The 23,676-nt window shown below is 68.7% G+C and carries 21 protein-coding genes; 13 read left to right on the top strand and 8 right to left on the bottom strand.

Annotation, left to right across the window (positions count from 1 at the left end):
- Positions 1–135 precede the first annotated feature (135 nt).
- On the bottom strand, positions 136–363 hold the full coding sequence (locus F784_RS0101150) for a hypothetical protein (protein WP_019584849.1): 228 nt from the start codon (positions 361–363) through the stop codon (positions 136–138).
- Between the two features lie 31 nt (positions 364–394).
- Here F784_RS0101150 and gluQRS point away from each other — a divergent pair, with 31 nt between their 5' ends.
- Genes gluQRS through trpA form a run of 3 tightly spaced genes read left to right on the top strand, consistent with a single transcriptional unit; the run spans position 395 to position 3,444 of the window.
- Positions 395–1,312 (top strand): tRNA glutamyl-Q(34) synthetase GluQRS, encoded by a 918-nt coding sequence (gene gluQRS, locus F784_RS0101145; RefSeq protein ID WP_019584848.1) that lies wholly within the window; start codon positions 395–397, stop codon positions 1,310–1,312.
- A gap of 57 nt (positions 1,313–1,369) precedes the next feature.
- Positions 1,370–2,647: a tryptophan synthase subunit beta gene (gene trpB, locus F784_RS0101140; RefSeq protein ID WP_019584847.1), complete on the top strand. Its 1,278-nt coding sequence runs from the start codon at positions 1,370–1,372 to the stop codon at positions 2,645–2,647.
- Positions 2,644–3,444: a tryptophan synthase subunit alpha gene (gene trpA / locus F784_RS0101135; protein ID WP_019584846.1), complete on the top strand. Its 801-nt coding sequence runs from the start codon at positions 2,644–2,646 to the stop codon at positions 3,442–3,444. The genes trpB and trpA overlap by 4 nt, the downstream gene beginning before the upstream one ends.
- 59 nt (positions 3,445–3,503) lie before the next feature.
- On the opposite strand, the gene F784_RS0101130 is transcribed toward trpA, so the two are convergent.
- Entirely contained in the window at positions 3,504–4,013 is a 510-nt protein-coding gene (locus F784_RS0101130) for a YciE/YciF ferroxidase family protein (RefSeq protein WP_019584845.1), read from the bottom strand.
- Positions 4,014–4,115: 102 nt separating this feature from the next.
- A complete protein-coding gene (locus F784_RS0101125) occupies positions 4,116–5,345 on the bottom strand; it encodes a sugar efflux transporter (protein WP_019584844.1) in 1,230 nt (409 codons plus the stop codon).
- A 50-nt stretch (positions 5,346–5,395) separates the two neighbouring features.
- Here F784_RS0101125 and F784_RS0101120 point away from each other — a divergent pair, with 50 nt between their 5' ends.
- On the top strand, positions 5,396–6,244 hold the full coding sequence (locus F784_RS0101120) for an MBL fold metallo-hydrolase (RefSeq protein WP_019584843.1): 849 nt from the start codon (positions 5,396–5,398) through the stop codon (positions 6,242–6,244).
- Between the two features lie 76 nt (positions 6,245–6,320).
- Here the strand turns inward: F784_RS0101120 and F784_RS0101115 are convergent, their stop codons facing one another.
- Entirely contained in the window at positions 6,321–9,404 is a 3,084-nt protein-coding gene (locus F784_RS0101115) for a hypothetical protein (protein WP_019584842.1), read from the bottom strand.
- A gap of 332 nt (positions 9,405–9,736) precedes the next feature.
- On the opposite strand from F784_RS0101115, the gene F784_RS0101110 reads away from it, so the two are divergent.
- The 9 genes from F784_RS0101110 to F784_RS0101070 all read left to right on the top strand — a co-directional run bounded on the left by F784_RS0101110 (position 9,737) and on the right by F784_RS0101070 (position 19,345).
- The gene (locus tag F784_RS0101110; RefSeq protein ID WP_026332171.1) at positions 9,737–11,038 is read left to right on the top strand and encodes a 3-isopropylmalate dehydratase large subunit; all 1,302 of its coding nucleotides are present in this window, start codon (positions 9,737–9,739) and stop codon (positions 11,036–11,038) included.
- A 50-nt stretch (positions 11,039–11,088) separates the two neighbouring features.
- Complete coding sequence (locus F784_RS0101105; protein ID WP_026332170.1) at positions 11,089–12,342, top strand: hypothetical protein; 1,254 nt, start codon at positions 11,089–11,091, stop codon at positions 12,340–12,342.
- Between the two features lie 35 nt (positions 12,343–12,377).
- Entirely contained in the window at positions 12,378–12,887 is a 510-nt protein-coding gene (locus F784_RS0101100) for a 3-isopropylmalate dehydratase small subunit (RefSeq protein WP_019584839.1), read from the top strand.
- On the top strand, positions 12,880–13,935 hold the full coding sequence (gene leuB, locus F784_RS0101095; protein ID WP_019584838.1) for a 3-isopropylmalate dehydrogenase: 1,056 nt from the start codon (positions 12,880–12,882) through the stop codon (positions 13,933–13,935). The genes F784_RS0101100 and leuB overlap by 8 nt, the downstream gene beginning before the upstream one ends.
- Before the next feature lie 136 nt (positions 13,936–14,071).
- Entirely contained in the window at positions 14,072–15,913 is a 1,842-nt protein-coding gene (locus F784_RS0101090; protein ID WP_019584837.1) for an N-acetylmuramoyl-L-alanine amidase family protein, read from the top strand.
- A gap of 11 nt (positions 15,914–15,924) precedes the next feature.
- A complete protein-coding gene (locus F784_RS0101085) occupies positions 15,925–16,269 on the top strand; it encodes a VOC family protein (RefSeq protein ID WP_019584836.1) in 345 nt (114 codons plus the stop codon).
- A gap of 135 nt (positions 16,270–16,404) precedes the next feature.
- Positions 16,405–16,923, top strand: a complete 519-nt coding sequence (locus F784_RS0101080; protein WP_019584835.1) for a hypothetical protein — start codon at positions 16,405–16,407, stop codon at positions 16,921–16,923.
- A gap of 11 nt (positions 16,924–16,934) precedes the next feature.
- Entirely contained in the window at positions 16,935–17,450 is a 516-nt protein-coding gene (locus F784_RS0101075; RefSeq protein ID WP_019584834.1) for a hypothetical protein, read from the top strand.
- Between the two features lie 65 nt (positions 17,451–17,515).
- Positions 17,516–19,345, top strand: coding sequence for an arginine--tRNA ligase (locus tag F784_RS0101070; RefSeq protein ID WP_019584833.1), 1,830 nt, complete (start codon positions 17,516–17,518; stop codon positions 19,343–19,345).
- 319 nt (positions 19,346–19,664) lie between these two features.
- Here the strand turns inward: F784_RS0101070 and F784_RS0101065 are convergent, their stop codons facing one another.
- The 4 genes from F784_RS0101065 to F784_RS22115 are packed head-to-tail and all read right to left on the bottom strand — an operon-like array spanning position 19,665 to position 23,654.
- Positions 19,665–20,522 carry an alpha/beta hydrolase family protein gene (locus F784_RS0101065; RefSeq protein ID WP_019584832.1) on the bottom strand — a complete coding sequence of 286 codons (858 nt, stop codon included), beginning with the start codon at positions 20,520–20,522 and terminating at the stop codon, positions 19,665–19,667.
- Between the two features lie 53 nt (positions 20,523–20,575).
- Positions 20,576–21,667 (bottom strand): acyltransferase, encoded by a 1,092-nt coding sequence (locus F784_RS0101060; protein ID WP_019584831.1) that lies wholly within the window; start codon positions 21,665–21,667, stop codon positions 20,576–20,578.
- Positions 21,668–21,721: 54 nt separating this feature from the next.
- On the bottom strand, positions 21,722–22,834 hold the full coding sequence (locus F784_RS0101055; protein WP_019584830.1) for a prephenate dehydrogenase: 1,113 nt from the start codon (positions 22,832–22,834) through the stop codon (positions 21,722–21,724).
- A 10-nt stretch (positions 22,835–22,844) separates the two neighbouring features.
- A complete protein-coding gene (locus F784_RS22115; RefSeq protein WP_040382225.1) occupies positions 22,845–23,654 on the bottom strand; it encodes an aminoglycoside adenylyltransferase domain-containing protein in 810 nt (269 codons plus the stop codon).
- Positions 23,655–23,676: the final 22 nt, after the last annotated feature.

Genomic DNA, 23,676 nt, shown 5'->3' with positions numbered 1-23,676 from the left:
CGTGCCGGGTCGGGCGGCGGAGGACCGGGCGCGTAAGCTCAGCTAAAGCGAGCGGATTCGGGCCGGGACCGAACGGGCCGGAGTCCTCGCCGCCCTGCGAGCGGTGACGCGCGAGGCGTTCCTCGCCCCGATCGGTCAGCCCTCGCCCGAGCCGCGCTCCGCCTCCTCCAAACGGAGGCCGCGCTTGTAGAAGTCCCAGAGTTCGTCCGTCCATGTGAGGTAAATGCGGCGGCGGTTGGTGAGGTCGGCGGCTTCCAGCGCGTCCCCGAGCGCCCGGTAGAAGCGGCTGCCCTGCTCGCGCATCGCCAGCACCGTCCAGTACGGCTCGGAGTGGAGGAGGGTTGGCAGGCGGTCGTCGGTCACGGCGTCATGATGCCGCGCTAGCCTGGGCGGCATGACCTCCCCGCCCGCCCCGGTCGTGGGCCGCTTCGCCCCCAGCCCAACCGGGGCGATGCACCTGGGCAATGCCCGGACGGCGCTGCTCGCCTGGTTGCACTCGCGGGCGCTGGGCGGGCGGCACCTCCTGCGTTTCGAGGACCTCGACACGGAGCGCGTTCGTTCCTGGGCCTTCGACACCACCCGGCGTGACCTGGAATGGCTGGGTCTGGACTGGGACGCCGAATATGTCCAGTCGCAGAGGCTTGACGTGTATGCGGACGCCCTCATGCGGCTGACAGCGGCGGGGGAGACGTACCCCTGCACCTGCACCCGCCGCCAGATCGTGCAGGCGATTCAGGACAGCGCGGGTGCGCCCCACGGAGCCGAGCCCATCTACCCAGGCACCTGCCGCGTGCATCCGGCCCATCCCGGCCGTCCCGCAGCCATTCGCTGGCGTGTTCCGGACCGAGTCGTCTGCGCGCACGACGCCCTGACGGGGGAAACGCTCTGCCAGAATCTCCCCGCCGAGGTGGGCGACTTCGTGTTGCGGCGCAACGACGGGGTGTTCGCCTACCACCTCGCGGTCGTGGTGGACGACGCCATGACTGGCGTGACGGACGTGCTGCGCGGCGCGGACCTCTGGCCCGCCACACCCCGGCAGGTCGCCTTGCAGGGGGCGCTGGGTTACCCCACTCCACGATATCTGCATGTCCCGCTGATGACAGATTTCCAGGGACAACGGCTCGCCAAGAGAGGAGGCGCGCCACCCGTGCAGGCGTTGCGGCAGGGGGGAGAGGCGGCGGGCCGGGTCCTCTCCTCCCTCGCCCGTTCTCTCGGCTGGGACGTGCCGGAGGTTGTCACGGTCAATGATCTGCTGCCACTATGGCGTCTCCGGCTGGCCCAGGCTGAATTCCTCCCCACCTCACAAACTTAGACCGCTTGTCTAAGTTTACCCAGCCGCCGTTCAGGCTGGCGCTCTACCCTGAGGATCATGTCCCTCAACCTCCCCAGCTACCCGCAGCCGGACGGACGCGGGCGATACGGGCGCTTCGGCGGGCGGTACGTCCCCGAGACGCTGATCCCCGCGCTGGATGAACTCGAACAGGCGTATGGCGCCGCGAAGCAGGACCCGGAGTTCCTGAACGAACTCGACCGCCTGTTCAAGGAATTCGTGGGCCGCCCCAGTCCCCTCTACCTCGCCCAGCGCCTTACCGACCATGCGGGCGGCGCGAAGATCTACCTCAAGCGCGAGGACTTCAACTACACTGGCGCGCACAAGATCAACAACTGCCTCGCGCAGGCCCTCCTCGCCAAGCGGATGGGCAAGCAGCGGGTGATCGCGGAGACGGGCGCCGGGCAGCACGGGGTCGCCTCGGCCACCGCGGCCGCCCTGCTGGGCCTGGACTGCATCGTGTACATGGGCGCCGAGGACATCCGCCGCCAGGTGATGAACGTCTTCCGCATGAAGCTGCTCGGTGCCGAGGTCCGTGAGGTCACCTCCGGCACCAGCACCCTCAAGGACGCCACGAACGAGGCTATCCGCGACTGGGTGACCAATGTGCGCGACACCTTCTACATCCTGGGCAGCGTGGTCGGCCCGCACCCCTACCCCGCGATGGTCCGCGACTTCCAGAGTGTGATCGGCGAGGAGGTCAAGGTGCAGCTTCAGGCACTGGAGGGCCGCTCGGCACCCGACGCCATCGTTGCCTGCGTGGGAGGAGGTTCCAACGCCATCGGCATCTTCGCACCGTACGCCTACCTCCCGGAGGACCAGCGCCCCCGACTCATCGGCACCGAGGCCGCCGGGGAGGGTGTGGAGAGCGGCAAGCACGCCGCCTCCGTCGCGGGGGGACGAATCGGCGTCCTCCACGGCTCGATGATGTACCTGCTCAACGATGACGAGGGCCAGATCGTCCCCCCGCACTCCATCAGCGCGGGCCTGGACTACCCCGGCATCGGCCCCGAGCACTGCCACTACTCCCAGACGGGCGTGGCCGAGTACGTCCCCGTGACCGACGCGCAGGCGCTCGAAGCCCTGCAACTCCTCACCCGCCTGGAGGGCATTATCCCCGCCCTGGAGAGCGCCCACGCCGTCTACCACGCGGTCAAGCTGGCGAGGGAACTTGGGCCGGACGGGATCATCGTCGTCAATCTCTCCGGGCGCGGCGACAAGGACGTGGCGGAAGTCATGCGGCTGCTGGAGATGGAGCGGGATGAGGGGCTGCTGGACAAGGACCCGGAGCGGGTCATCGAGGGGGTTCTGGCATGACGGCGACGCTGACCAGGGGAGCCGAACGCATCCACGCCGCCTTTGACCGGGCGAAGGCAGCGGGCCGCGCCGCCTTCATCCCCTTCATGACGGCCGGGTATCCGACCGCAGAGGCCTTTCCCGCCGTGGCCGACGCGCTGCTTGAGCACGCGGATCTCCTCGAAGTCGGCATCCCCTACTCCGATCCCCTCGGCGACGGCCCCACCATCCAGCGGGCGAGCGAGCAGGCGCTGGCGGGCGGCACGAGTACCCGGCGCACGCTGGCGCTCGTGAAGGAACTGCGGGCGCGACATGACACGCCCATCGTGATCATGACCTACGTCAACCCGATCTACGCCGTGGGTCCCCGCGAGTTCATGCGCCTGGCGGCCGACGCCGGGGTGGACGGCCTGATCCTCCCCGACCTGCCGCCCGACCAGGACATCGAGATCGCGGACCTCGCCGCCGAGTACGGGCTGGCCGTCACCTTCCTGATCGCGCCGACAAGCACGCCGGAGCGGGTGAAGCTCGTGGCGCAGGCCTGCACCGGCTTCCTCTACGCGGTCAGCGTGACGGGCGTGACGGGCGCCCGCGAGGGCGCGGCACTTGGTGAGGTGCCCGCCATGCTGGCCCTGGCCCGTGAGCATGCGCAGGTGCCCGTCGCTGTCGGTTTCGGAGTGAAGGACGCGGCGACGGCGCGGCAGGTCGCGCAGGTGGCGGACGGCGTGGTCGTCGGGAGCGCCTTTATCAATGCCATCCGCGAATGGCGGGATGTGGGCGCCCTGGCAGTGGAGATCGCGCGGGGCTGCCAAAGATAGGAACGGCGAAGAGGAGGGGCCGTGGGTGACTCGCTCACGGCCCCTCCTCTTCGCCTGCCTCAGCTCATCGCTTCCATGTTGATGGAGCGCGCCAGACCCGTCAGCTTCAAGTCGTTGGCCTTTTCCTCGTCCTCGCTCGTCCGCAGGAGGTCCATGTCCTGTGAGCGGCCCAGGATTTCCGCGTAGGTCCGCAGGGTGCCGTAGGCCGAGATTTCGTAATGCTCGGCACGCTGGGCCGCCGCGAGCAGGCTGGCGTCGCGCACGGCAGATTCGCTCCCCTTCTCGATAATCTCCTGCCCCTCGGCGATCAGGCCCTGCATCCCCTTGCAGGGCTTGCCGCCCGGCTGCGCGCCCAAGTCGCCCAAAATCTGCTCCAATCGCCCGATCTGCCCCGCCGTCTGCTCGCGGTGCTGCTCGAAGCCCTGGCGCAGCCCGGAGTTGCTGACGGCCCCCGCCATCTGTGATAGGGCCTCCAGCTGTTGCTCCTCGGCGGAGTACATGTACTGGAGCCCTTCCAGATAGAGGTCTTGCAGGTCCGTCATCCTCATGCTCATGCCGCCTGACGTCATCGGTCCCCTCCTGCGCCCACCCCGGTTCGGTGGGATGCCCCGTCAGTGTTCGCTCCCGCCTCCCACAGGGGATGGGGCACCCGTGAACCCCACTTCATCCGCTCAGGCGTTCGCTGAAAGCGTGCGCCGCCGGGCAAAACTCTGCATCACCAGCCAGGCGCCCAGGGTGAGCAGCCCGCATAGCAGGAACACCGCCCGGTAGCCGAAGAGCTGCGCGCAGGCTCCTGACACGATCCCGGCGAGCATCGACCCGACGTTCGTGGTATTGGCGAAGAGGGTGGTGGCGGCCCCGATCCGTCCCGGCATCAGCTCCTGGAAGTACGCCATCCCCAGCCCCGCCGTGACCGCGAGTACGGCCGCCCGCACCGCCTGCGTCACCACCAGGAGCGGCATGCCCTGCGACAGGTACACGAGCGCGAAGTGCAGCGCGAACAGGGCGAGAGCGTACTTCACCATGCGGGCCAGCGGGGGCAGCCGCCGGGTCACCGCGAAGGCCAGCATGAACGGGATTTCCAGCAGGGCACAAAGTCCTACCAGGAACCCGACCTGACTGTCCGTGCCGTGCAACACTTTGGTAATGAACAGCGGAAACATGCTCATGCCCATGCTCATGCTCATGCCGTAGAGAACAAAAGCGAGCGCCGGGCGGAAGAAGGGTTGCCGGGCCGCCGTCTCCTCCTGCGGATCGGCGGGCGAGGGTGGAGCCGGTGCCTCCACAGGGGCGCGTGGCACCCGCAGGATGGGCAGGACCGCCAGCACGAAACACCCCGCCGCCAGCAGGAACAGTCCCCGGAAATCCAGCCGCGCGAGAACGAGCGCCCCCACCCCCGGCCCCACCACCCAGGCGAGGGAGAAGATGGAGCGCAACACGGTGATGGCCCGGTCGGGCAGCGCGCCCGCCACCCCCACGAACTGCGCCCGCGCAAAGGCGAACACCTGCGGAAAGGCGGCGGCCCCGGTGCCCAGGAACACGGGGCCGATGAGCAGCAGCGCCGGGTAGGACCGCGCGACACTCAGCAGGCTGTACCCCACCATCGCGGCCCCTAGCGTCAGAAACACCAGCGGCTTGCGGTCGGGCAGGCGGTCCGACAGGCGGGCCAGCCCGGTGCTGATGAGCACTCCACTCACCGCGTTCACCGTCAGGAAGATGCCCAGTTGCAGCGGCGTCATGTGGACCTGGTTCACCCCGAACAGCGCCATATACGGGAAGGCCAGGGACGTGGCGAGGCCCAGGAACAGCACCGAGACGGCCAGCCCGAGCACGTGCGGCAGCCGCCAGACATCCGCGAGCCGGACGGAGGGGGGATTGGAAGTGGGGGCGAGTTCCGTCACCGCGCCACCCTACCTCTCCACGCTCCCGAAGTATGGGTATTCTCCCCTTTATGTCCTGGACCCGGCACCTGAAAGTCGGCGACGCCGACGTATATTCCCTCACCGACGGCCAGTTTCGCCTCGACGGCGGCGCGATGTTCGGCTCCGTCCCCAAGGTTCTATGGGAGCGGGTCGCCCCTGCCGACGACCTCAACCGCATTCGCCTCCGCATCAATCCCCTCCTGATCCGTTTGGGAGGCCGCAATGTCCTCGTTGAAACCGGCTTCTGGGATCAGGGGGGCGAGAAGTTCGAGGGCATGTACGCGCTCGACCGTGACGAGACGATCTTCCGCGGCCTCTCGGACCTGGGTCTCTCGCCGGACGATATCCACCTTGTCGTGAACACCCACCTGCACTTCGACCATGCGGGGCGGAACGTCACCCTGTTGGGCGAGCCGACCTTTCCGAACGCCCGCTACGTGGTGCAGAAACAGGAACTCCACGACGCGCAGCACACCCACGAGCGCAGCCGGGCGAGCTACGTCCCCGGCTCCATCGACCCCATCCTTGACGCGGGCCTCTTTGAGATCGTGGACGGCGAACATGAGTTGCTGCCCGGCCTGAGCGTGCTGCCCCTGCCCGGCCACAACCTCGGCCAGCAGGGGGTGGTGCTGCGTCGTGGCGGTGAGGTCCTCGTGTATGCCGCCGACCTGCTCCCCACCCTGGCCCACACGCCCTACCCGTACATCATGGGCTACGACCTCTACCCAGTAACCACGCTGGAAACGCGCAGGAAATACCTCCCCCAGTGGTTCGAGGAGGGAGCGGTGATCTGCACACCGCACGACCCCGAGACGGCCTTCGCGCGGCTGGAGGAGGGGAAGAGGGGGGGGTTTGTGGGGGTGCCCGTCGAGCCTTGAGGCTGAGGTAAAGCAGACAGCAGGACCGCGGGCTCGTTTTGGAAGCCCGCGGTCCTGCTGCATGAGTGGAGAAGACTTACCGAATCAGGCTGGTGTAGGAACTCCTCACCGTGCTGTCCGCCCAGGTCTTCCAGATGCCTCCAGACAGATTCAGGACGAAGTTCTGGGCGCTCCCGTAGCCCAGTTCCAGGCTCCTAGATGTGGTTGCCGTCTTCGGATCGAAAGCCTTGACGACATTGTTGTAGTTGCCCGCGCCCCACAGCAGCCCCTGGTCGTCAAAGCCGAAGGTGAGCACCGAGTCGCCGAACGAGAAGGGATACAGGCTCAGGGTCCCGTCCCCGTTGACCCGGCCAACCTGCATGTTGTAGTCCGAGCTGCGGCCATAGACCCAGGGCGTCCCCGAGGCATCAACTGCAACGGCTGTAATGCTGCTTAGGCCGGGGAGGGGCAGGGGCGTCACTATTCCGCTGGCTGTCTCCACCCGGAGGAGGCGAGCATTGCTGCCGTCGTACAGGAACAGGGCCGTGCCGTCGGCGTTGCGGACAAGGGGCGCGTAGTTAGCGTTGGTGGGCAAACTCACGCCCGGCAGGGTCTCGACCTTGCCGCTGGCGGCGTTCAGCCGCTTGAGGCGGTATTGGTTACTTGCGCTGTCGTAGCCCACGAAATACAGGCGCTGCTTGTTATCGGCGGCGACAGGGGAAGTGCTGCCTTGGTCCATGGACCAGCTCTGCACCTGCCCGCCACCATAGAGATAGGCCCGCCCTCCCCCGAGTACCCATACTTCCCCACTGGGGGCTGTGGTGAGCGGCCAGGAGTAATAATAAGAATAGGCGCCGGGCAGAGTGACCTCATCCACCACATTCGTGCCGTCGAAACGGGCCAGCTTGATGCTCGCCCCGTATTGTTCGTAAGCCTGGCTGGTAAACCAGAACCCGCCGTCCCGCGCGGGGGTCGTGGACTGGACATTCACCTGGCCCAGCAGGAAACGCTTGGGCTGCAAGCTGATGGTCGTCGTCCCACTCGCGCTGACGTTCGTGCCGCTCGCGGTCAGGGTAATCTGAGTGGAGGGGACGATCCCCAAGTTCTCGGCGCCGCTCAGCGGCAGCAGGGCGCTGACCGCCCCACCACGCGGCACCGTCACCGTCACGGGCATGGCCGTCACCCCTACGGGGAGGTCCGCCGCCGTCACCGTCATGGGTCCCTCGAAACCGTACTCGCTCGTCACCGTTACGGGCAGATTCGCCGTCTCGCTGCCATAGAGCGTCACCGACTGGGCCGCGACCTTGACGGACGGGGCTTTGACCACCACGCTGAGCGACCCCACCCGTTCGGTTCCGGCGGCGTGCGTGGCCCGAACCGTGAGGTTATAGGTACCGGGAGCCGTGCTGCTCGGCACGGTGACCGTGAAGGGCACGCTCCGACTGTCCGTCCCCAGAGTGACGGGACTACTTTCACCCGAGATGCCCGACGCGGCGTCGCTCATACTCAGGCGCACCTCGCCGGTGAAGCCACCCTCCGGGGTGACCAGAGTCGTCAGTGTGCCAGTATCCCCGACACCCAGAGTGATGCTGGACACGTTGTAATAGCTGTCGCGGAAGTCCGTACGCACACCGGGGCCAGTGACGTTGACGTACACCGTTGCCTCCGTCTGCTGCTCACCGTATTTGAAGCGTAGGCGCAGCGCTTGGGGGCCGCGGTAACCGGTATTGGTGCGCTCAGCCTCCAGAGTGGTCTGAATGGTGATGTTCGCGGAACGGGTGGACTCGGGGTGAACCGAAATGCTGCTCGGCTGACTGCCCAGGGTCCGGCCACGCTCCAGAAGCCGCACCACGCCGGACTTCTGCGAGACGGCATTTCCCACTGCACCGGTAGGAAGACTGCTGGTACTCAGGCTGAAGCCCACCGGGGGATCAACTAGCTCCACCCCAACATCGCTGCCAGCGTCATCCGGCACGGTGACTTGCACCCCGACCGTGAAGCTCTCGCCACGTTTGACCTCGGCGTAGCCCGTGTTCAATTGCACGCGGAGGGGCTGCGCTATAAGGGAGAACTGGATGGTGGGGGCGCCGCCCGTATACGTTCGCAGGGCGCCCGCCACTACTTGCCCGTTGCTCACCGTGTCGACCGCGAACTCCACCGCGTTCCACCCGGCTTTAAGGTTTAGATCGACCGTGATGTTCCCCCCATTGCACACGAGCTGCCCGGTGACCCGCGCGGCGGCGGAAGCGTAGAACCGCATCAGCTCACGCCGCCCGCTGCCGTCCGCCGCGCCCTCCTGCACCACCTCTTGCACGGTACCCAGCGTGTCGCTGCCCTGGGTGACGGGGTAGATATTCGTGTACACAAACCGGGTATCAGCCGGGCTGACCGTCGGTTGAACCCGGCAGCCCTCGCCCGGGAAGGCGAAAAGTTGGCTGGCCGGGAGGGTGGCGGGCAACTGGAGCCTGAACTGGCCGTCCGCCGTCACGGCAGCTTGCGCCAGACTCGCCCCATAGGAGAGGCCGTAGGCAGAGATGATCGCCGGGCCGGATTTGTAGGGCGTCAGTGTGCCCGCCACCACTTCCGGGGGCAGGGCAGGTGCAGCTGCCGTGTACGTCAGCGTCACCATCTTGTCCGCATCCAGCGTGACTGTCTGGGCCGCAGGGGCAGTAAAGCCATTCGCCGTCCCCCCCTCGATCTTGAACACGTCCCCCGCCGTCAGCCCGCCGAACGTCTTGCTCCCCTCCAGCATCCCCTGGAAAAGCTGCGTGTTCGTGGTCGTGTTCGTGACTGTCATGGGTACGCTGCTGGCCCCCTCCACCTTGACTGTCAGGCTGTGGGAGGTGGTAGGCGATTGAGCCGCCTTGTATGTCAGCGTCACCGTCTTGTCTCCGTCCAGCGTGACCGTCTGCACGGCAGGAGCAGTTTGACCGTTCACCGCGCCGCCCTCGACCTTGAACACGTCCCCCGCCTTCAGGTCCCCGAAAGCTTTGCTGCCCTCCAGCGTGCCGCTGAAGATCTGCGCTTTTGTGGTGGTGTTTGTCACCGTGACAGATGCAATAGTCACGCCTTCCAATTTGATGGTGAGCGTGTGGGTGAGCGTAGGAGTGTCGTTCCCCCCGCAGGCTGTGAGCAGGGCCGTGAGGCCGAGAATGGCGCCGAATAGATGAGGCTTCTTCATGTCCGCTCAGAATTCTAATGGATGCTTTCTGCCCTGTTCTGCGAGAATGAGGTGCTCTTCCCCTTCATTAAGCCTGCGTCAGGTTAAGAGCAAGAAAAGTTGCCTCTCATCCCGCCGCCCCTGCCCGTCTACACGTCTGCCCCTCCCGTATGACCCGTGCGCTAGACTTCCCCCGATGTTCACCCTTCCCTACGGAACCGAGAACGCCCGCGTGGCGCTTCTTCTTCGTTGGGGGCGGTGAGCGCAGCCCGGCGTTCGCTCATCCGCCCCCGAAGCTCCCCACGGCTTCGGGGGTCTTGTTTTGAAGGGCAGTTCAGAAAGGGGACAGGCAGATGGGAATGACGATTGCGGAGAAAATTCTGGCGGCCCACTCGGGGCATGAATCGGTGGTGCCCGGCCAGCTCATCGAGTGCGAGACCGACTGGGTGCTGTGCCACGAGATCACCACGCCCGCCGCGCTGCGGATGCTGGAGGAACGCGGCATGGACCGCGTGTTCGATCCCTCGCGTATCGTGGCGGTGCCCGACCACTCCGTCCCGGCCATGAACATCAAGGCCGCGAAGATGTACCAGAAGCTCAAGTCCTGGGTGCAGGAGAAGGGGATCGAGCACTTCTACGACGTGGGGCGCGGCGGCATCGCCCACGTGGTGCTGGAGAACACCGGCCTGATCAAGCCCGGGCAGACGCTCGTGAGCGGCGACTCGCACACCTGCAACGCGGGCGCGCTGGGCTGCTTCGCCACAGGGGTGGGCAGCACCGACCTCGCCGGGGCGATCTACGCGGGTAAGGTGTGGTTCAAGGTGCCCGAGACCATGCTCATTCGCGTGACGGGCCAGATGCAGCCCGGCGTCACGCCCAAGGACCTCGTGCTGGAGGTGATCAAGCGCATCGGGGCGGACGGCGCGAACTACCTCGCGATGGAGTGGGTGGGTGACACCATCGACCGGATGGACATGGAGGGCCGCTTCACCCTCACGAACATGGCGATTGAGGCGGGCGGCAAGACGGGCATCGTGGCCGTGGACGACACGACGCGGGCCTACCTCGCCGAGCGGGGTGTCACGCGGGATCAGTACACCGAGTACACCTCTGACCCCGACGCGAACTACAAGGTGGTCATCGACCTCGATGCCTCCGCAGTGGAGCCGACCGTCGCCTACCCCCACATCCCCAGCAACGGGCGGGTGGCGGGGAGCGACCGTATCGCCGTCACGCATGCCTATGTGGGAAGTTGCACGAACGGGCGCATCGGTGATCTGCGCGATGTGGCCCGCATCCTGAAGGGCCGCAAGGTCGCCGACGGCGTGCAGATGATCGTCGTCCCCGCAACCCAGGCGATCTGGAAGCAGGCGGCGCAGGAGGGCCTACTGGAAATTTTCGTCGAGGCGGGCGCGAGCGTCAGTTACCCCAGTTGCGGCGCCTGTCTGGGGATGCACTCGGGCGTGCTGGGGCCGGACGACGTGTGCATCTCGTCGAGCAACCGCAACTTCGTGGGCCGCATGGGCGATCCCACCGCCCAGATTTACCTCGCCTCCCCCGCGACGGTGGCGGCCAGTGCGGTGGCTGGATACATCTCCGACCCGCGCCAGTACAACGCGGAGGGGCCGGGCGGCGAGACGGAGGCGGCGGACTAAGGGTCCAGCCAGACCTCCTCCCGCCACTTCCGTGATTGACTAGTGCTGCTATGGGTGAAGCCAAAAGGCGCAAACAACTCGGGCTGATGCCCACCATTCACTCCTTCGAGGCGCGGATGGACGTGGACGGCAACGTCACGGTGACGCATGGGCCGGAGGACGGGGAACTGCGCGGTCGGATCGGGGCGGCGCTCCGGGACTCGCAGCCCTCTGGAACAGGATGGGAGAGCGCGTACCGCACGGCCTATGTGATGGCGGGGCGTCCCGAGCGCCGCTTGGAGACGCTGGAGGACGTGCAGGCCATTCCAGTACCCCCCTACCGGCGTTTTACCGGCGACCTCGTGCTCGGGCAGGCAAGCAGTGCGGCCCTGAGCGTCCCGGCAGGGGAGGGCGGCAGCCTGCGCCTGCGGGAGCAGCTTCACTCCTTCGACGGCTTGCGCTGGGAGGGCTTTGCCACCGACCGCGACCCCCAGGAGGTGCTGAGGGACCTGCTGTCCCACCCGGCCGCGCGGCTGCGGGGCGAGGAATTGGGCGCCTTCCGGGTCGAGCAGTGGCAGGAGGGCCGCATTGACATCGAGCCCGAGCCGCCCGAAGAGTTACTGGAGCCCATCGAGGCCGTCGCGCGGGAGTGGCACGGCGCAACGCCCGAGGAGTGGGCGCAGGGCCACCACGACCTGCTGGAGGAGGAAGGGGAGGACGTGCCCGTCGCCCGCCGCCTGCTGCTCGAACTGCGGCGACCCGCGCCCCTGCAATCGCCCCTCAACCCCGCCTTCGCCATCGTGGGCGACGTGGAGTTCTATCCCAACCCGGACGGCTCCAGCTACACCCTCGACGGCGAGACCTGGCTGCCCTACGGTGACCCGGACGCCGCGCCGGAGGATGAGAACGGCGACCTGGGCGACCTGATTGCCCAGATGCTCGACGTGCAGACCGTGCCCGTGACCGTCTGGCAGGACGGGCGGGTGGAGTGGGAGGAGGGAAGCGTGCCGGACGAACACGCCGAACGTCTGCGCTCGGAGTTGCTGGCCGCCACCGGGGCTGGCGAGCCGCAGGAGTGGGCGGAATGGACCCGCGCCCTGCTCGCCGAGACCTTCGCGGACGAGGCGCCCTATCTGGTGGACGTGCCGAACCTGCCCCCCGTGCAGGGGGTGCGCCTCGACATCCCGACCGACGCCCTGACCGACCCTGACGACCCGGCCCAATACTTCATGGAATCGGAATTCACCCTCGACGGCGAAACCTGGCACGACCTCTACGGCGAGGAAGTGCCCGAGGAACTGGAGCGGCTGCGGCCCTCGAACTGATCCCCCGCTCGCCGCTCAACCATTCAGGAGGACCCATGCCCACCGTTCATGTCTTCGCCCGCGACCACATCAACACCGACGAGATCATCCCCGCCCGCCACCTCACGACCGACGTGGAGGCCGAGTTGGCGAAGTACGCGATGGAAGACTACGACAGGGATTTCGTGCGCCGGGTCAAGCCGGGCGACATCATCGTGGCGGGGGCTGACTTTGGGTGCGGCTCCAGCCGCGAGCATGCCGTCTGGGCACTGCGCGGGGCGGGGGTGGCCGCCGTGATCGCCCCCAACTTCGCGCGCATCTACTACCGCAACTCGATCAACAACGGCTTCCTGGCGCTGGAGTGCGAGAACGTTGTCGAGACCTTTATGGACGGCGACGAGGCCAACCTCGACCTGGGGGGCGGCACGATCACCAACGAGCGCACCGGGCAGACGCTGACCTTCGTGCCCGTGCCGCAGTTCGCGCTCGACATCCAGAAGGCCGGGGGCTGGCTGGAGTACATGAAGGCCCGGGAAGAGGCCGTGAAGGAGGAGCAACATGCCTAAAGTCGTCAGCCTGCCGGGGGACGGGATCGGCCCGGAAGTCACTGCCGCCGCCGTCGAGGTTCTGCGTGAGGTCGCCCCGGATGTGACCATTGAGGAACACGCCATCGGGGGAACCGCCTACGACAACTACGGTGATCCCTTCCCCCAGGTCACCCGCGACGCCGTGAAGGAGGCCGACGCGGTACTGCTCGGCACCGTGGGCGGCCCGCAGAACAGCCCCTGGAACAGCCTCCCGCGCCACCTGCGCCCAGAGAGCGGCCTGCTCGCCCTGCGGAAAGCCCTCGGTTGTTACGCGAATCTGCGGCCTGTGCGTGTACAGCCCGGCCTGGAACACCTCTCGCCCCTCAAGCCCGAGCTGGCACGTGGGGTGGACATCCTGATCGTGCGCGAGCTGCTGGGTGGCCTCTACTTCGACGGGGACCGCCAGATCGAGGGAAACACCGCGTACAACACCATGCGCTACACGACCCCCGAGGTCGAGCGGGTGGCGCGGGTCGCCTTCTGGGCCGCTGAGCAGCGACGGGGCCGCGTGACGAGCGTGGACAAGGCGAACGTGCTGGAGGTCTCCGAGCTGTGGCGGCGCGACGTGCAGGCCCTGCGGGACCGCGAGTACCGCAACGTCCACCTGAACCACGAGTACGTGGATTCCGTCGCCATGCTGATCGTCGCCAATCCCAGCCGCTACGACGTGATCGTCACGGAGAACCTGTTCGGCGACATCCTCTCCGACCTCGCCGCCGTGATTCCGGGCAGCCTGGGCCTGATGCCCAGCGCCAGCCTGGGCGACGGCCCCGGCCTCTTCGAGCCCATCCACGGCAGCGCCCCCGACATCGCCGGGCAGGGGATCGCCAACCCCGCCGCCGCGATCATGAGCACCGCGATGCTGCTGCGGCACGGCCTGGACCGGCCCCAGGTCGCCAACCAGGTGGACCGCGCGGTGGCCCTGGCCCTGCGAGAACAGCCGACCCGTGACCTGGGCGGGAAGGCCGACACCCGGACCTTTACCCACGCGGTGCTGAACGCGATGGGCAGCCCGAGCGTGGGGTAGGGTAGGGAGCTGGAGGGGAGGGGGCCGGGGCCATGACGTGCCCGGCCCTTCTCGTTGGGGGAAGGCGGGACGGCCCAGGACCACGCCGGGCGGCGCCGCTCATCCCCCCTCCCAGACCCCCGTGCTAGACCTCGCTATGCCGCCCCGCCGCGCCGCCTTTGCCCTCTCCCTGCTGACCGCCTCCGCCCTGGCCGGGGCAGGGGCCACTCCCCAGGTGTTCGTCGCCTACCCGCCCGAGGGGCACCGGGTGGCCTTCGACCACGTTCTCCTGGAAGGCAGCGTGCCGCCCGGCGCGGGGCTGAGGATCGGGGGAAAGGCGGTGCCGGTCGGTTCGGACGGCCTCTTCATCCTGTGGTGGCCGCTCAGGGTAGGCACGAACGACCTGCGCCTGAGCGCCACGCTGGGGGGACAGACGGGCACCCGGACGCTGCACGTGACTCGCACAGGGGTGGCCCTCCTCCCTGCCACCCCCACGCGGATCGACCGCGAGAGCCTGACGCCCCGGGAGCCGCTGGAATTCTGGGACGCGGCGGGGGACACGCCTGCTGAACGGACGGTGACGGTAGCCTTCCGGGGATCGCCCGGCGGACGGGCCGCGGTCAGAGTGGCGGGAGGTTCCCCCCAGCTCATGCGGGAAGTGAGCGCGGGGTGGTACGAGGCGGCCTACGAGGTGCCCGTCCCGGCCCGGCTGGAGGGAGCGCCCGTGGCCGTCACCCTCAGCGGGCGTGATGGCCGGACCGTCACGGCGACTGCCCGGGGAACCCTCTCCAGCACTGCCTCTGGCACACGTGCAGGCATCCAACGCCCCGGTACCGTGCCCGGACTTGGCCTGAACGACTCGGGCAACGTGACCACGGCGCTGGACGGCGCCCCCTTCCTGCACCCCCGGGGCGGCATGACCTTCAGGCTGGTGGGTCGCCAGGGGGGGGACGTGCGCGCCCGCCTCGCGCCGGGGGTCAGCGTGCTGATCTCGGAATCGCAACTCGACGTGCTGCCGGGAGTGCCCCTTCCGGGAATGGGCGGGGTGGTCCATCTGGATAGCCCGGTCGCCGCTTTGTCTCCCCTCGCGGCGGCCCTGGTGGCGCGGCCCACCACCCTTCCCGCGGACGACCTGCGGGTCAGGGTGCCGCTGGGCGGGGCACGGGTGCCCTTCACGTTGACTCAGGACCAGGAGGGCCGCCGCCTCACACTCACTCTGTACGGGCTGGAGACGGCGCCCACCCTGCCCGTTCCCCTCGCCGACCCGCTGCTCGCCGGGGCCGAGGTGCAGCCGGTCGGGCTGGGCGTGACCCGGCTGACCCTGGATCTCACCGCCGCCCAGGCCTGGGGCTACACCGCGAACTATGACGGGGACGACCTGCTGCTCACGGTGCGCCGCCCACCCACCCTCGACCCGGTGCGCCCCCTGGCCGGGCGGGTCATCGTGCTCGATCCGGGGCATGGGGGAACGCAACTCGGGGGGGCGGGCGGACTGCGCGTGCCGGAAAAGAACCTGACCCTGCCCATCGCCCGGCGCGCCGCCGAGCTGCTGCGCGCGCAGGGTGCCCAGGTCGTCCTCACCCGGGAGGCGGACGTGACCCTGGGCCTGTACGAGCGGGGCCTGACGGCCGAGGCGGTGCACTCGGATCTGCTCGTGTCCATCCACGCCAACGCCCTGCCCGACGGGCGCGACCCTCGCGGCATTCGCGGACCCGAGGTGTACTTCACGCACCCGCAGGCGCAGGCTCCAGCCGCCGCCATCCTGGCCGCGCTGCGCCGCACCCTGCCCGACCTCGGCCCCGGGGCGGGCCTCAGGCCGGGCGCTGACCTCGCCCTGACCCGGCCCACCACCCAGCCCAGCCTGCTCGTCGAGACGGCCTACCTGACCGACCCCGGCAACCTCCGCGTCCTGATGGACCCCGGCGGCCGTGAGCGCCTCGCGCAGGCCATCGCGGCGGGCATCGCCGACTTCTACGTGGGGCAGGTGGGCGGACATTGAGAGGAGAAGCCATGCCCACCAGTCTCCAGCCCCTGTTCAGGAAGGTGGACTGCCTTCAACTTCCCGTGCCCGGCCTGGAGGCTGGCCTGGGGTTCTACCAGGGCGGTCTAGGCCATGAATTGCTCTGGCAGACAGCCGCTGCCGGATTACGAATGCCGGAGACCGACACCGAACTCGTCCTCCAGACCCAACGTCCCGAGCCCGAGGTCGATCTGCTCTTCGTCTCCGCCGACGCCGCGGCAGACTCGATCCGGCAAGTCGGGGGACAGGTCGTGGAGCCGCCCTTTGACGTTCAGGTGGGCCGCTGCGCCGTCCTGCTGGACCCCTGGGGAACCCCTTGGTGGTGCTGGACCTGAGCAAAGGCCTCCTGGTGACCGATGAGCGGAAGAACGTGACGGGGACCGAACTCTACTACTGCCGAACCATCAACCCGCACCCCATCCCCCGCAACTGTTCAGCCTCCCGTCATGCCCACCGGGTACGCTCACCCCATGTCCTCCCGCGTTCTGGCCCTCGCGGCCCTGCTGGCCCTGCCGTTTTCCGTCGCCGCGCAGCAAGTTCCGCCCGGCTCCACGAACAGCACGGGGACTTCTCCGGCGACGACGCTCACAACCACGCCTGCCCCGCTGAGCGGCGTGACCGCCACGCTCGCCGCTCCCCGCAACGTGACCGGGTCCATTCCCCTCACCCTGACGCTGAAGAGCAGCCTGGCCGGCCCAATCACATTCGGCGTGGGGCGTGACAATGACCAGAACTGCGCCTTTGCGCCGACCGTGCGCGTCCTGCGGGTGGGCACCCGCGAGGTGGTGTACCCGGCGCCCGGGGCGGAACCCCGCATCTGCACGCAGGAACTCATGACCAAGACCGCCCCGGCGAATGGCAACGTGGTCTTTACCCGTGACCTCGACCTGCCCGCTGGGGACTACATCATCGAGGGGTGGTTCGGGGGCTTCGCGGATGACACGCGCGTCAAGGTGCCCGCCCAGCCTGTGCGCGTCACCGTCCAGTAAGGAGGTCCGAGATGAGGCGTGTGCTCCTGGCCTTGCTGCCGTGCCTGCTGGGAAGCTGCGCGCTGCTCGGCACGTTTCCTGAACGCCATCCTGCGCCCTCCTCCCCGGGCCAGTCCTCTTCTGCCGCCACGACCACGGAGGGTGGAGCCCCCCTCGCCGCCCAGGCGGAGGCGACGGCGACCGGGCGGGGTGTGACGGTGGCCCTCACCCTGATCAACGTGGACCGGCGGCTCCTGACCCTGCGGTACGCCGCGGAGGTCAACTGGGGAGCCTGCGGCCTGCCTCCCTACGTCGCCCTGTCCCGCGAGGGAGGTCCGGCCGTCGCGGGTCCCGCCCCCAAGGGCCGCCTGAACTGCCCGGAACTCCAGTTCACCCGCACCCTCCGTCCCGGCGAGACGTTGACGCTGCGGCGCACCCTGCCGTCCCTGCCGCCCGGCGCCTACACCCTGACCGCCTGGTTTGACGGGGAGGTGGGCGGCAAGACCGTGCGCGTGCAGGCCCCGGCGGTGGCGCTGGAGGTGCGGTAGTCGGCCCGGACAGGACTGACCCCTAACTCCCCACCCCCTCCCGCTCGCTGTTAGAATTGCCCGTTATGGACCTCAAGGCCGAACTCAAAGCCGCCGTCGAACGGGCCGCCGCTGACCTCGGCGCTCCTGTGGACGTGGCGATTCAGGAAACCCCGGCGAACAAGCCCGGCGACTACGGTACGCCTGCCGCCTTTCAGATCGCCAAGGCGCTGGGGCAAAACCCCGCGCAGGTCGCGGCACAACTGGCCGAGAAGGTCGAGCTTCCCCAGGGCATCTCCCGCGTGGAGGCCGCCGGGCCTTTCCTGAACTTCTTCGTGGATGTGGGGACGTTCGTGCGTCAGGTCGTGGAGGAGCCGACCCTGATCCCGGCCAAGGGTGGCAAGGTCGTCATCGAGCATACCTCCGTCAACCCCAACAAGGAACTGCACGTCGGTCACCTACGGAACGTGGTGCTGGGCGACTCCATGGCCCGCATCTTCCGGGCGGCGGGGCATACGGTCGAGGTGCAGAACTACATCGACGACACCGGGCGCCAGGCCGCCGAGGCTCTCTTTGCAGTTAGCCACTACCACCGCGTCTGGGACGGCGTGCAGAAGTACGACCACTGGCTGGGGGAGGGCTACGTGCGCCTGAACGCCGACCCGGAGAAGCCCAGCCTCGAAGAGGGCATCAGCGCCGTCATACACCGTCTGGAGGCCGGGGAACTCCGCTCCGAGATTGAAAAGGTCGTCCGCGCGCACCTGGAAACCTGTTTCCGGCTGGGTGCCCGCTACGACCTGCTGAACTGGGAGTCGGACGTGGTGGGCAGCGGCTTTCTCGCGCAGGCGATGAACATTCTGGAGGAGAGCCGCTCCACCTCGCACCCCACCGAAGGCAAGTACGCGGGCGCCTTCGTGATGGACGTGTCCGAGTTCATGCCTGGCCTGGAGGAGCCGAACGTGGTGCTGATGCGCTCAGACGGCACGGCGATGTACGCGGCCAAGGACATCGGCTACCAGTTCTGGAAGTTTGGCCTCTTCGAGGGGATGCGGTTCAAGCCGTTCATCCAGGACCCCGAGGGCAAGACCGTCTGGACGAGTGCCCCCGACGGCCAGCCCGACACCGAGCGCCGCTTCGGCCACGCGCAGGAGGTCATCAACGTGATCGACTCGCGCCAGGAGCACCCGCAGAAGATCGTGAAGGCGTCCCTGGGCGTGGCGGGCCACCCGGAGGAAGAGGAACGCAGCATCCACCTCTCCTACGCCTTCGTGACCCTGGAGGGGCAGACCATCAGTGGGCGGAGGGGCATCGCCGTCAGCGCGGACGAGGCGATGGACGAGGCGCAGAGGCGGGCGCTCGTCGAGCTGGAAAAGCTCAACCCTGAGCTGGCGGGACGGGACGACGCGGGGGAAATCGCCCGCCGCATCGGCATCGGCGCCATCCGCTTCGCCATGCTCAAGGCCGAGCCGACGCGCAAGATCGACTTCCGCTGGGAGCAGGCGCTCGCGCTCAACGGCGACACGGCGCCCTACGTGCAGTACGCCGCCGTCCGCGCCGCGAGCATCCTGCGAAAAGCCCAGGAAGCCGGGTATGCCATTGATGGGACCGGGGCGGATTGGAACGCGATGCCCGACCTCGACCTCGCCCTCGCCAAGATGGTCGCCAAGCTGCCCGAGATCGTCGAGCAATCGGTCCGCATCCACTCGCCGCACGTGATTGCCCAGTACGCTCTTGACCTCGCCACCGCCTTCAATGCCTGGTTCAATGCCCGTGACAAGGCCGGGAAGTCCGCGACCAACGTCCTCCATAGCCCCGAGGGACTGCGCGAAGCCCGCCTCGCCCTCGTCGGCCGCCTCAGGAAGGGCTTTGAGGAGACCCTGGCCCTGATCGGGATTGAGGTTCCAAGCGCGATGTAAAGGGCGTGCAGGAGGAATAAAAAGTCCCTCCTCTTGAGGGGGGCTGGGACTCGCAGAGCTGCTTGCAGAGGGGGTGAGCAGTCTCGACCTGCGGCGCGGTGAGGAGATGAGGCAAGCCCTCTTGCCAGCGGTGAAGCTACTCACGCGCCCCCTCACCCCGGCCCTCTCCCGCGGAGCTGTACCAGGCTGCAAGCAGTTCTGCGAGTCTCCCACGAGGGGAGAGGAGAAAGGCCGCGCCTCCACTGGGTTTTGTCTTGTTTCCAACAACCAACAGGCTCCGGGAGGCACGTTTCCCGGAGCCTTTGCCTTTGCCCCCGACCTACCGCCGGGCCTGCTCCTGCGCCCGGACCTCCAGCCGCTCGAAAAAGGCGGCGAGATGCCGGGCGACGGTGGGCGAGAAGCGGTTGCCCCCCAGGTGCGGGCCGCTGACCTTCACGAACTCGCTGACGCCGGGCTCGGCATGGGTGAACAATGGCTCGCCGTTGCTGCCCATGGGCACGACCTTGTCGTCGGGGCTGGCGACCACGAACAGGGGGAGGGGGGACCTGGCCCGGAGGAGCGGCAGCGGATTCAGGGTGGCGAGGTTGCTCCCCGAGCCGTAGGCATCCTCCACCTCCGTGCGGCGGCCGTCCCCGGTGTTCCAGGCGCCCTCCAGGTCGGCCCAGGCGTCGATCAGCGCCACGCCCGAAACGCGGTAGGGGCTGCCGGGCAGGGCGCTCCTCAATGCGAGCAGGCCGCCCATGCTCAGGCCCAGGGCGTAGGTGCGGCCGTTCCAGGCGAAGTTGCTCACGGCCTCCTCGCGCAGGCCCGCGACCTGTTCGAGCGCGGCCGGGCTGCCCCAGGTGTACGGCCCCCCGTCGTTGCTGAGCAGCACCGCGAAGGGGGCGGCCAGCAGGGCGTCCACCAACGACCCGACGAAGGGGCTGGCGTGCAGCCGCTCGCCGCTCTGGCCGCGCGGGTGCGACACGATCACCAGGGCGCACTCGCGCCGGTAGCACTCGGGCGGCACCCGCAGGAACGACGGGCCGCTGATCCGGTCGAGCCGCACCGTGTCGGCCGCGCGGGGCAGTGGCAGCACCCAGGCGGGCGGGGTGGCCGGAATCGAGGCGGCGGCCCGCGCGGTGACGGGTAGGGCGGCGAGCAGCGTGCAGAGCAGGAACAGGGGGGCGAGACGCATCGGCGGGCCGCACTCTAGCGTCTGGGCAGTGACGGTGACCTGACTCGGCGGGATCAGCGCCCGAACAGCAGCAGCCCCAGCTTCTTGCCCAGCAGCCTGCGCCCGATCAGCGCGGGCACCACGAGCGCGATCAGCGCGTACAGCAGCACATTGAAGGCCAGCTCAAGGGGCTCTCCTTCTGGCGCCCGGTAACGTTCCAGCGCCTGGAGCAGCGCCGGGTGCAGCAGGTAGATGGGGAGGCTGACCGTGCCCAGCGTGGCGATGACCCGTTTGAAGGTCCGGCCTTGCGCCCCGCGCTCCAGCCAGTACGCCACCCCCAAGAGCGCGAGCGCGACCAGGGCCGTGTAGCTCCAGCTCAGGCCGTTGTAGACCACGGGGACCACGGGCGTTCCCCGCACGTAGGCGACCGCGACGGGCAGGTAAACGGCATAGGTCACCGCCAGCAGCGGCAGCAGCAACCGGCGCCGCCGTCGCCACCACGTCTGGAACTCGTCCAGCCGCGCCCCCACCGCGAGCCCCAGGCTGACGGGCAGGGCGTACCACAGCACGGTGCTCGCCGGAAAGGGGAGGTGCAGCACCTGGCGGTTGAGCAGGTACAGCCCGAGCTGCACCGCCAGCCCGCCGACGAGCGCAGCGGTGATGGATGGTCTGCGCCGTGCCAGCGGCAGCAGGAACGGCAGCACGACGTAGACCTCCAGCGCCACCAGCAGGAAGTACAGGTGGTAACTCGCCTTGCCGTACAGCAGCCAGTCGCGCCAGCGCCCCGGGTCGGTCAGGGTTCCCGGGTCGCGTTGCCCGGTCCACACGTACCATCCCGCGTACAGGGCGGTCCACAGCAGGTAGGGCCAGCCCCCCCGCGTCAACCGCCGCCAGAGGTAACGCCCGGGCTGAAAGCGTTTCAGCAGGCTGCGTGTCAGCACCAGCGCCGACAGGAACACGAAGGCCGGGACCGCGAAGTGCAGCGTGCGGTTCAGGATCAGCAGCAGGTCGTGGCTGGTCGAGCCGACATCCGCGTGCCGCAGCCCCATCCCGGTCGCGTGATGCCCCACGACTTCCAGAATCGTGAGGCCCCGGAAGGTGTCGATGGCGGTAAGCCGCGAGGCGGCGGGGATGGGGACGGAGGAGGGCACGGACGCTTCGGACATGCAGTGTTCAACTCTAGCTGTCCGGGACGTGAGCTTGTTGGAGGACCGCCAGGACTACCCCCGCCCCCGCACCTCGAGGCCCGCCGCGCTCAGGATCTCGCCCGCCCGGCGCACGTCCTCCGGGCTCTCCAGACCCAGGCGGATCGCCCCCCCCTCCTCACGGATGGCGAGCACCTCGATGTCCTTGATGTTCACGCCCGCCGCCCCCAGCGCCTGCGTGACCGCGCCGATCTGGTTGGGTTTGTCCGGTACCGCGACGACCAGATCGTGCTTGGGGGGCAGCAAGCTGCGCCTCACGACAGGCAGACTGTCGCGCGTCCGCTTGCCCTCCTGCGCGGCGGCGAGCAGTTCGTCGGGCTGGTCGAGGTCGGCCTCCAGGCGCTCCAGATGACGGCGGAAGCGGGCCAGGGCCTCGCGCAGGGCCGCGCGGTTTTCCACCACCATGTCGCGGCTCATGCGGGGGTCACCGCTCGCCACCCGGGTGAGGTCGCGGAAGCCCCCGGCGGCGAGCAGGCTGAGGCGCTCGTCCCGCGCGACGAGGTGCGTCAGGGCCAGGCTGGCGAGGTACGGCAGGTGGCTCACCGTCGCCACAAGCTGGTCGTGCGCGTCGGGCGGCATCACGACCGGGGCGGCACCCAGCGCCTCGACGAGCGTTCGCATCCGGCTCAGTGCGGTCAGCGGCGTGTGGTCGGTGGGAGTCAGCACCCACACCGCGTTTTCCAGCAGGGCGGCCCGCGCGTGGGTCACGCCGCCGCGCTCGGAGCCCGCCATCGGGTGGCCCGGCACGAAATTCCGCACGCCCAGCGCCTCCAACTCGGCGGCGATGCCCGCCTTCACGCTGCCCACGTCGGTGACCAGGGCTGCCGGGGAGAGGAAGGGCGCCAGCTCCCGCGCGAGGGGCGCCAGCGCCCGCATGGGGGCGGCCAGCACCACGAGGTCCGCCTCCCGCAGCCACTCGCCGGGCGCGGCCCGCACCTCGTCCACCACGCCCAGCGCCTCGGCCTCGCGCAGCACCTCGACGCTCGCGTCGTACCCGATCACCCGCCGGGCGAGCAGCCGCTGGCGCAACCCCAGCGCCACGCTGCCCCCGATCAGCCCCACGCCCGCCACCACGGCCTGCTCGAAGGGGGGGCGGGGCGACGTGGAGCCGGGAGCGGGCGCAGTCATGAGGGCGAGGCTAGCATGCGCCCCCGGAGGGACCGGAGGGCTGTCCGCGCAGGTCATGCCCGCCCAGAATCCGGCTCCTCACCTCCCCCACGAAGCCCACGACCTCATCGAAATGATCCTCGTCGGGCGTTTGCTGCCCGCCCCCGTACCACCAGCCCGCAGCCCAGTCGATCAGGGGCGCCCAGCCTGGCAGCAGCGGCCGGACCTCCCCCGCCGCCCGCCTCTTGGACACCTGTTCGCCGTGCCGGGTGGAGTACAGGGCGCGGCAGAGAGTCAGCACGGTGTAGGCCTGTCCGCCGGGGTGCCGCATCTCCGTCACCCACTCCCCCCAGGAACCCGCGTGCTGGCGGACGGCCTCGACAAACTCCGTGCGCGTGACCTCCGGGAGCACCTGATCTGGGGGCGGCCCGAGCAGCGCCACTCCCCGCCGCGCCGTGGACCAGTTCAGGAGGTAGTGCCGGTTCGCCTCGGTCAGGTGCAGCGCTTCCCCCGGGCTGATCCTCGCCATGAGGTGCGGCCGCGTCCTGAAGTCCCGCAGCGCCGCCTCCGACACGTACTCGACCTCGACGCGGTCCTGCCACGCGGGGAAGTCCCCGGCCAGCCGCGCGTGCATCTCCCGCAGCCCCTCGACCTCCCGCTCGTGCAGGTCCGTCTGGAGAAGTGCCAGCAGGTCGAGGTCACTGCGCCCCGGGTCAAAGTCCCCGGTCACGAGCGAGCCGTGGAGGTACAGGCCGATCAGGTTGTCCCCGAGGTGCTGCCCGACGTCCTTTGTCAGGCGGCTCAGCAATCGGCCCACTTCGGCGTTCGGCGGGCTGAACATAGCAGGAGTGTAGGGGCTACGG

The organism is Deinococcus apachensis DSM 19763 (assembly GCF_000381345.1).
Taxonomy (GTDB): Bacteria; Deinococcota; Deinococci; order Deinococcales; family Deinococcaceae; genus Deinococcus; species Deinococcus apachensis.
This window is presented reverse-complemented; position numbering and strand designations above follow the sequence as displayed.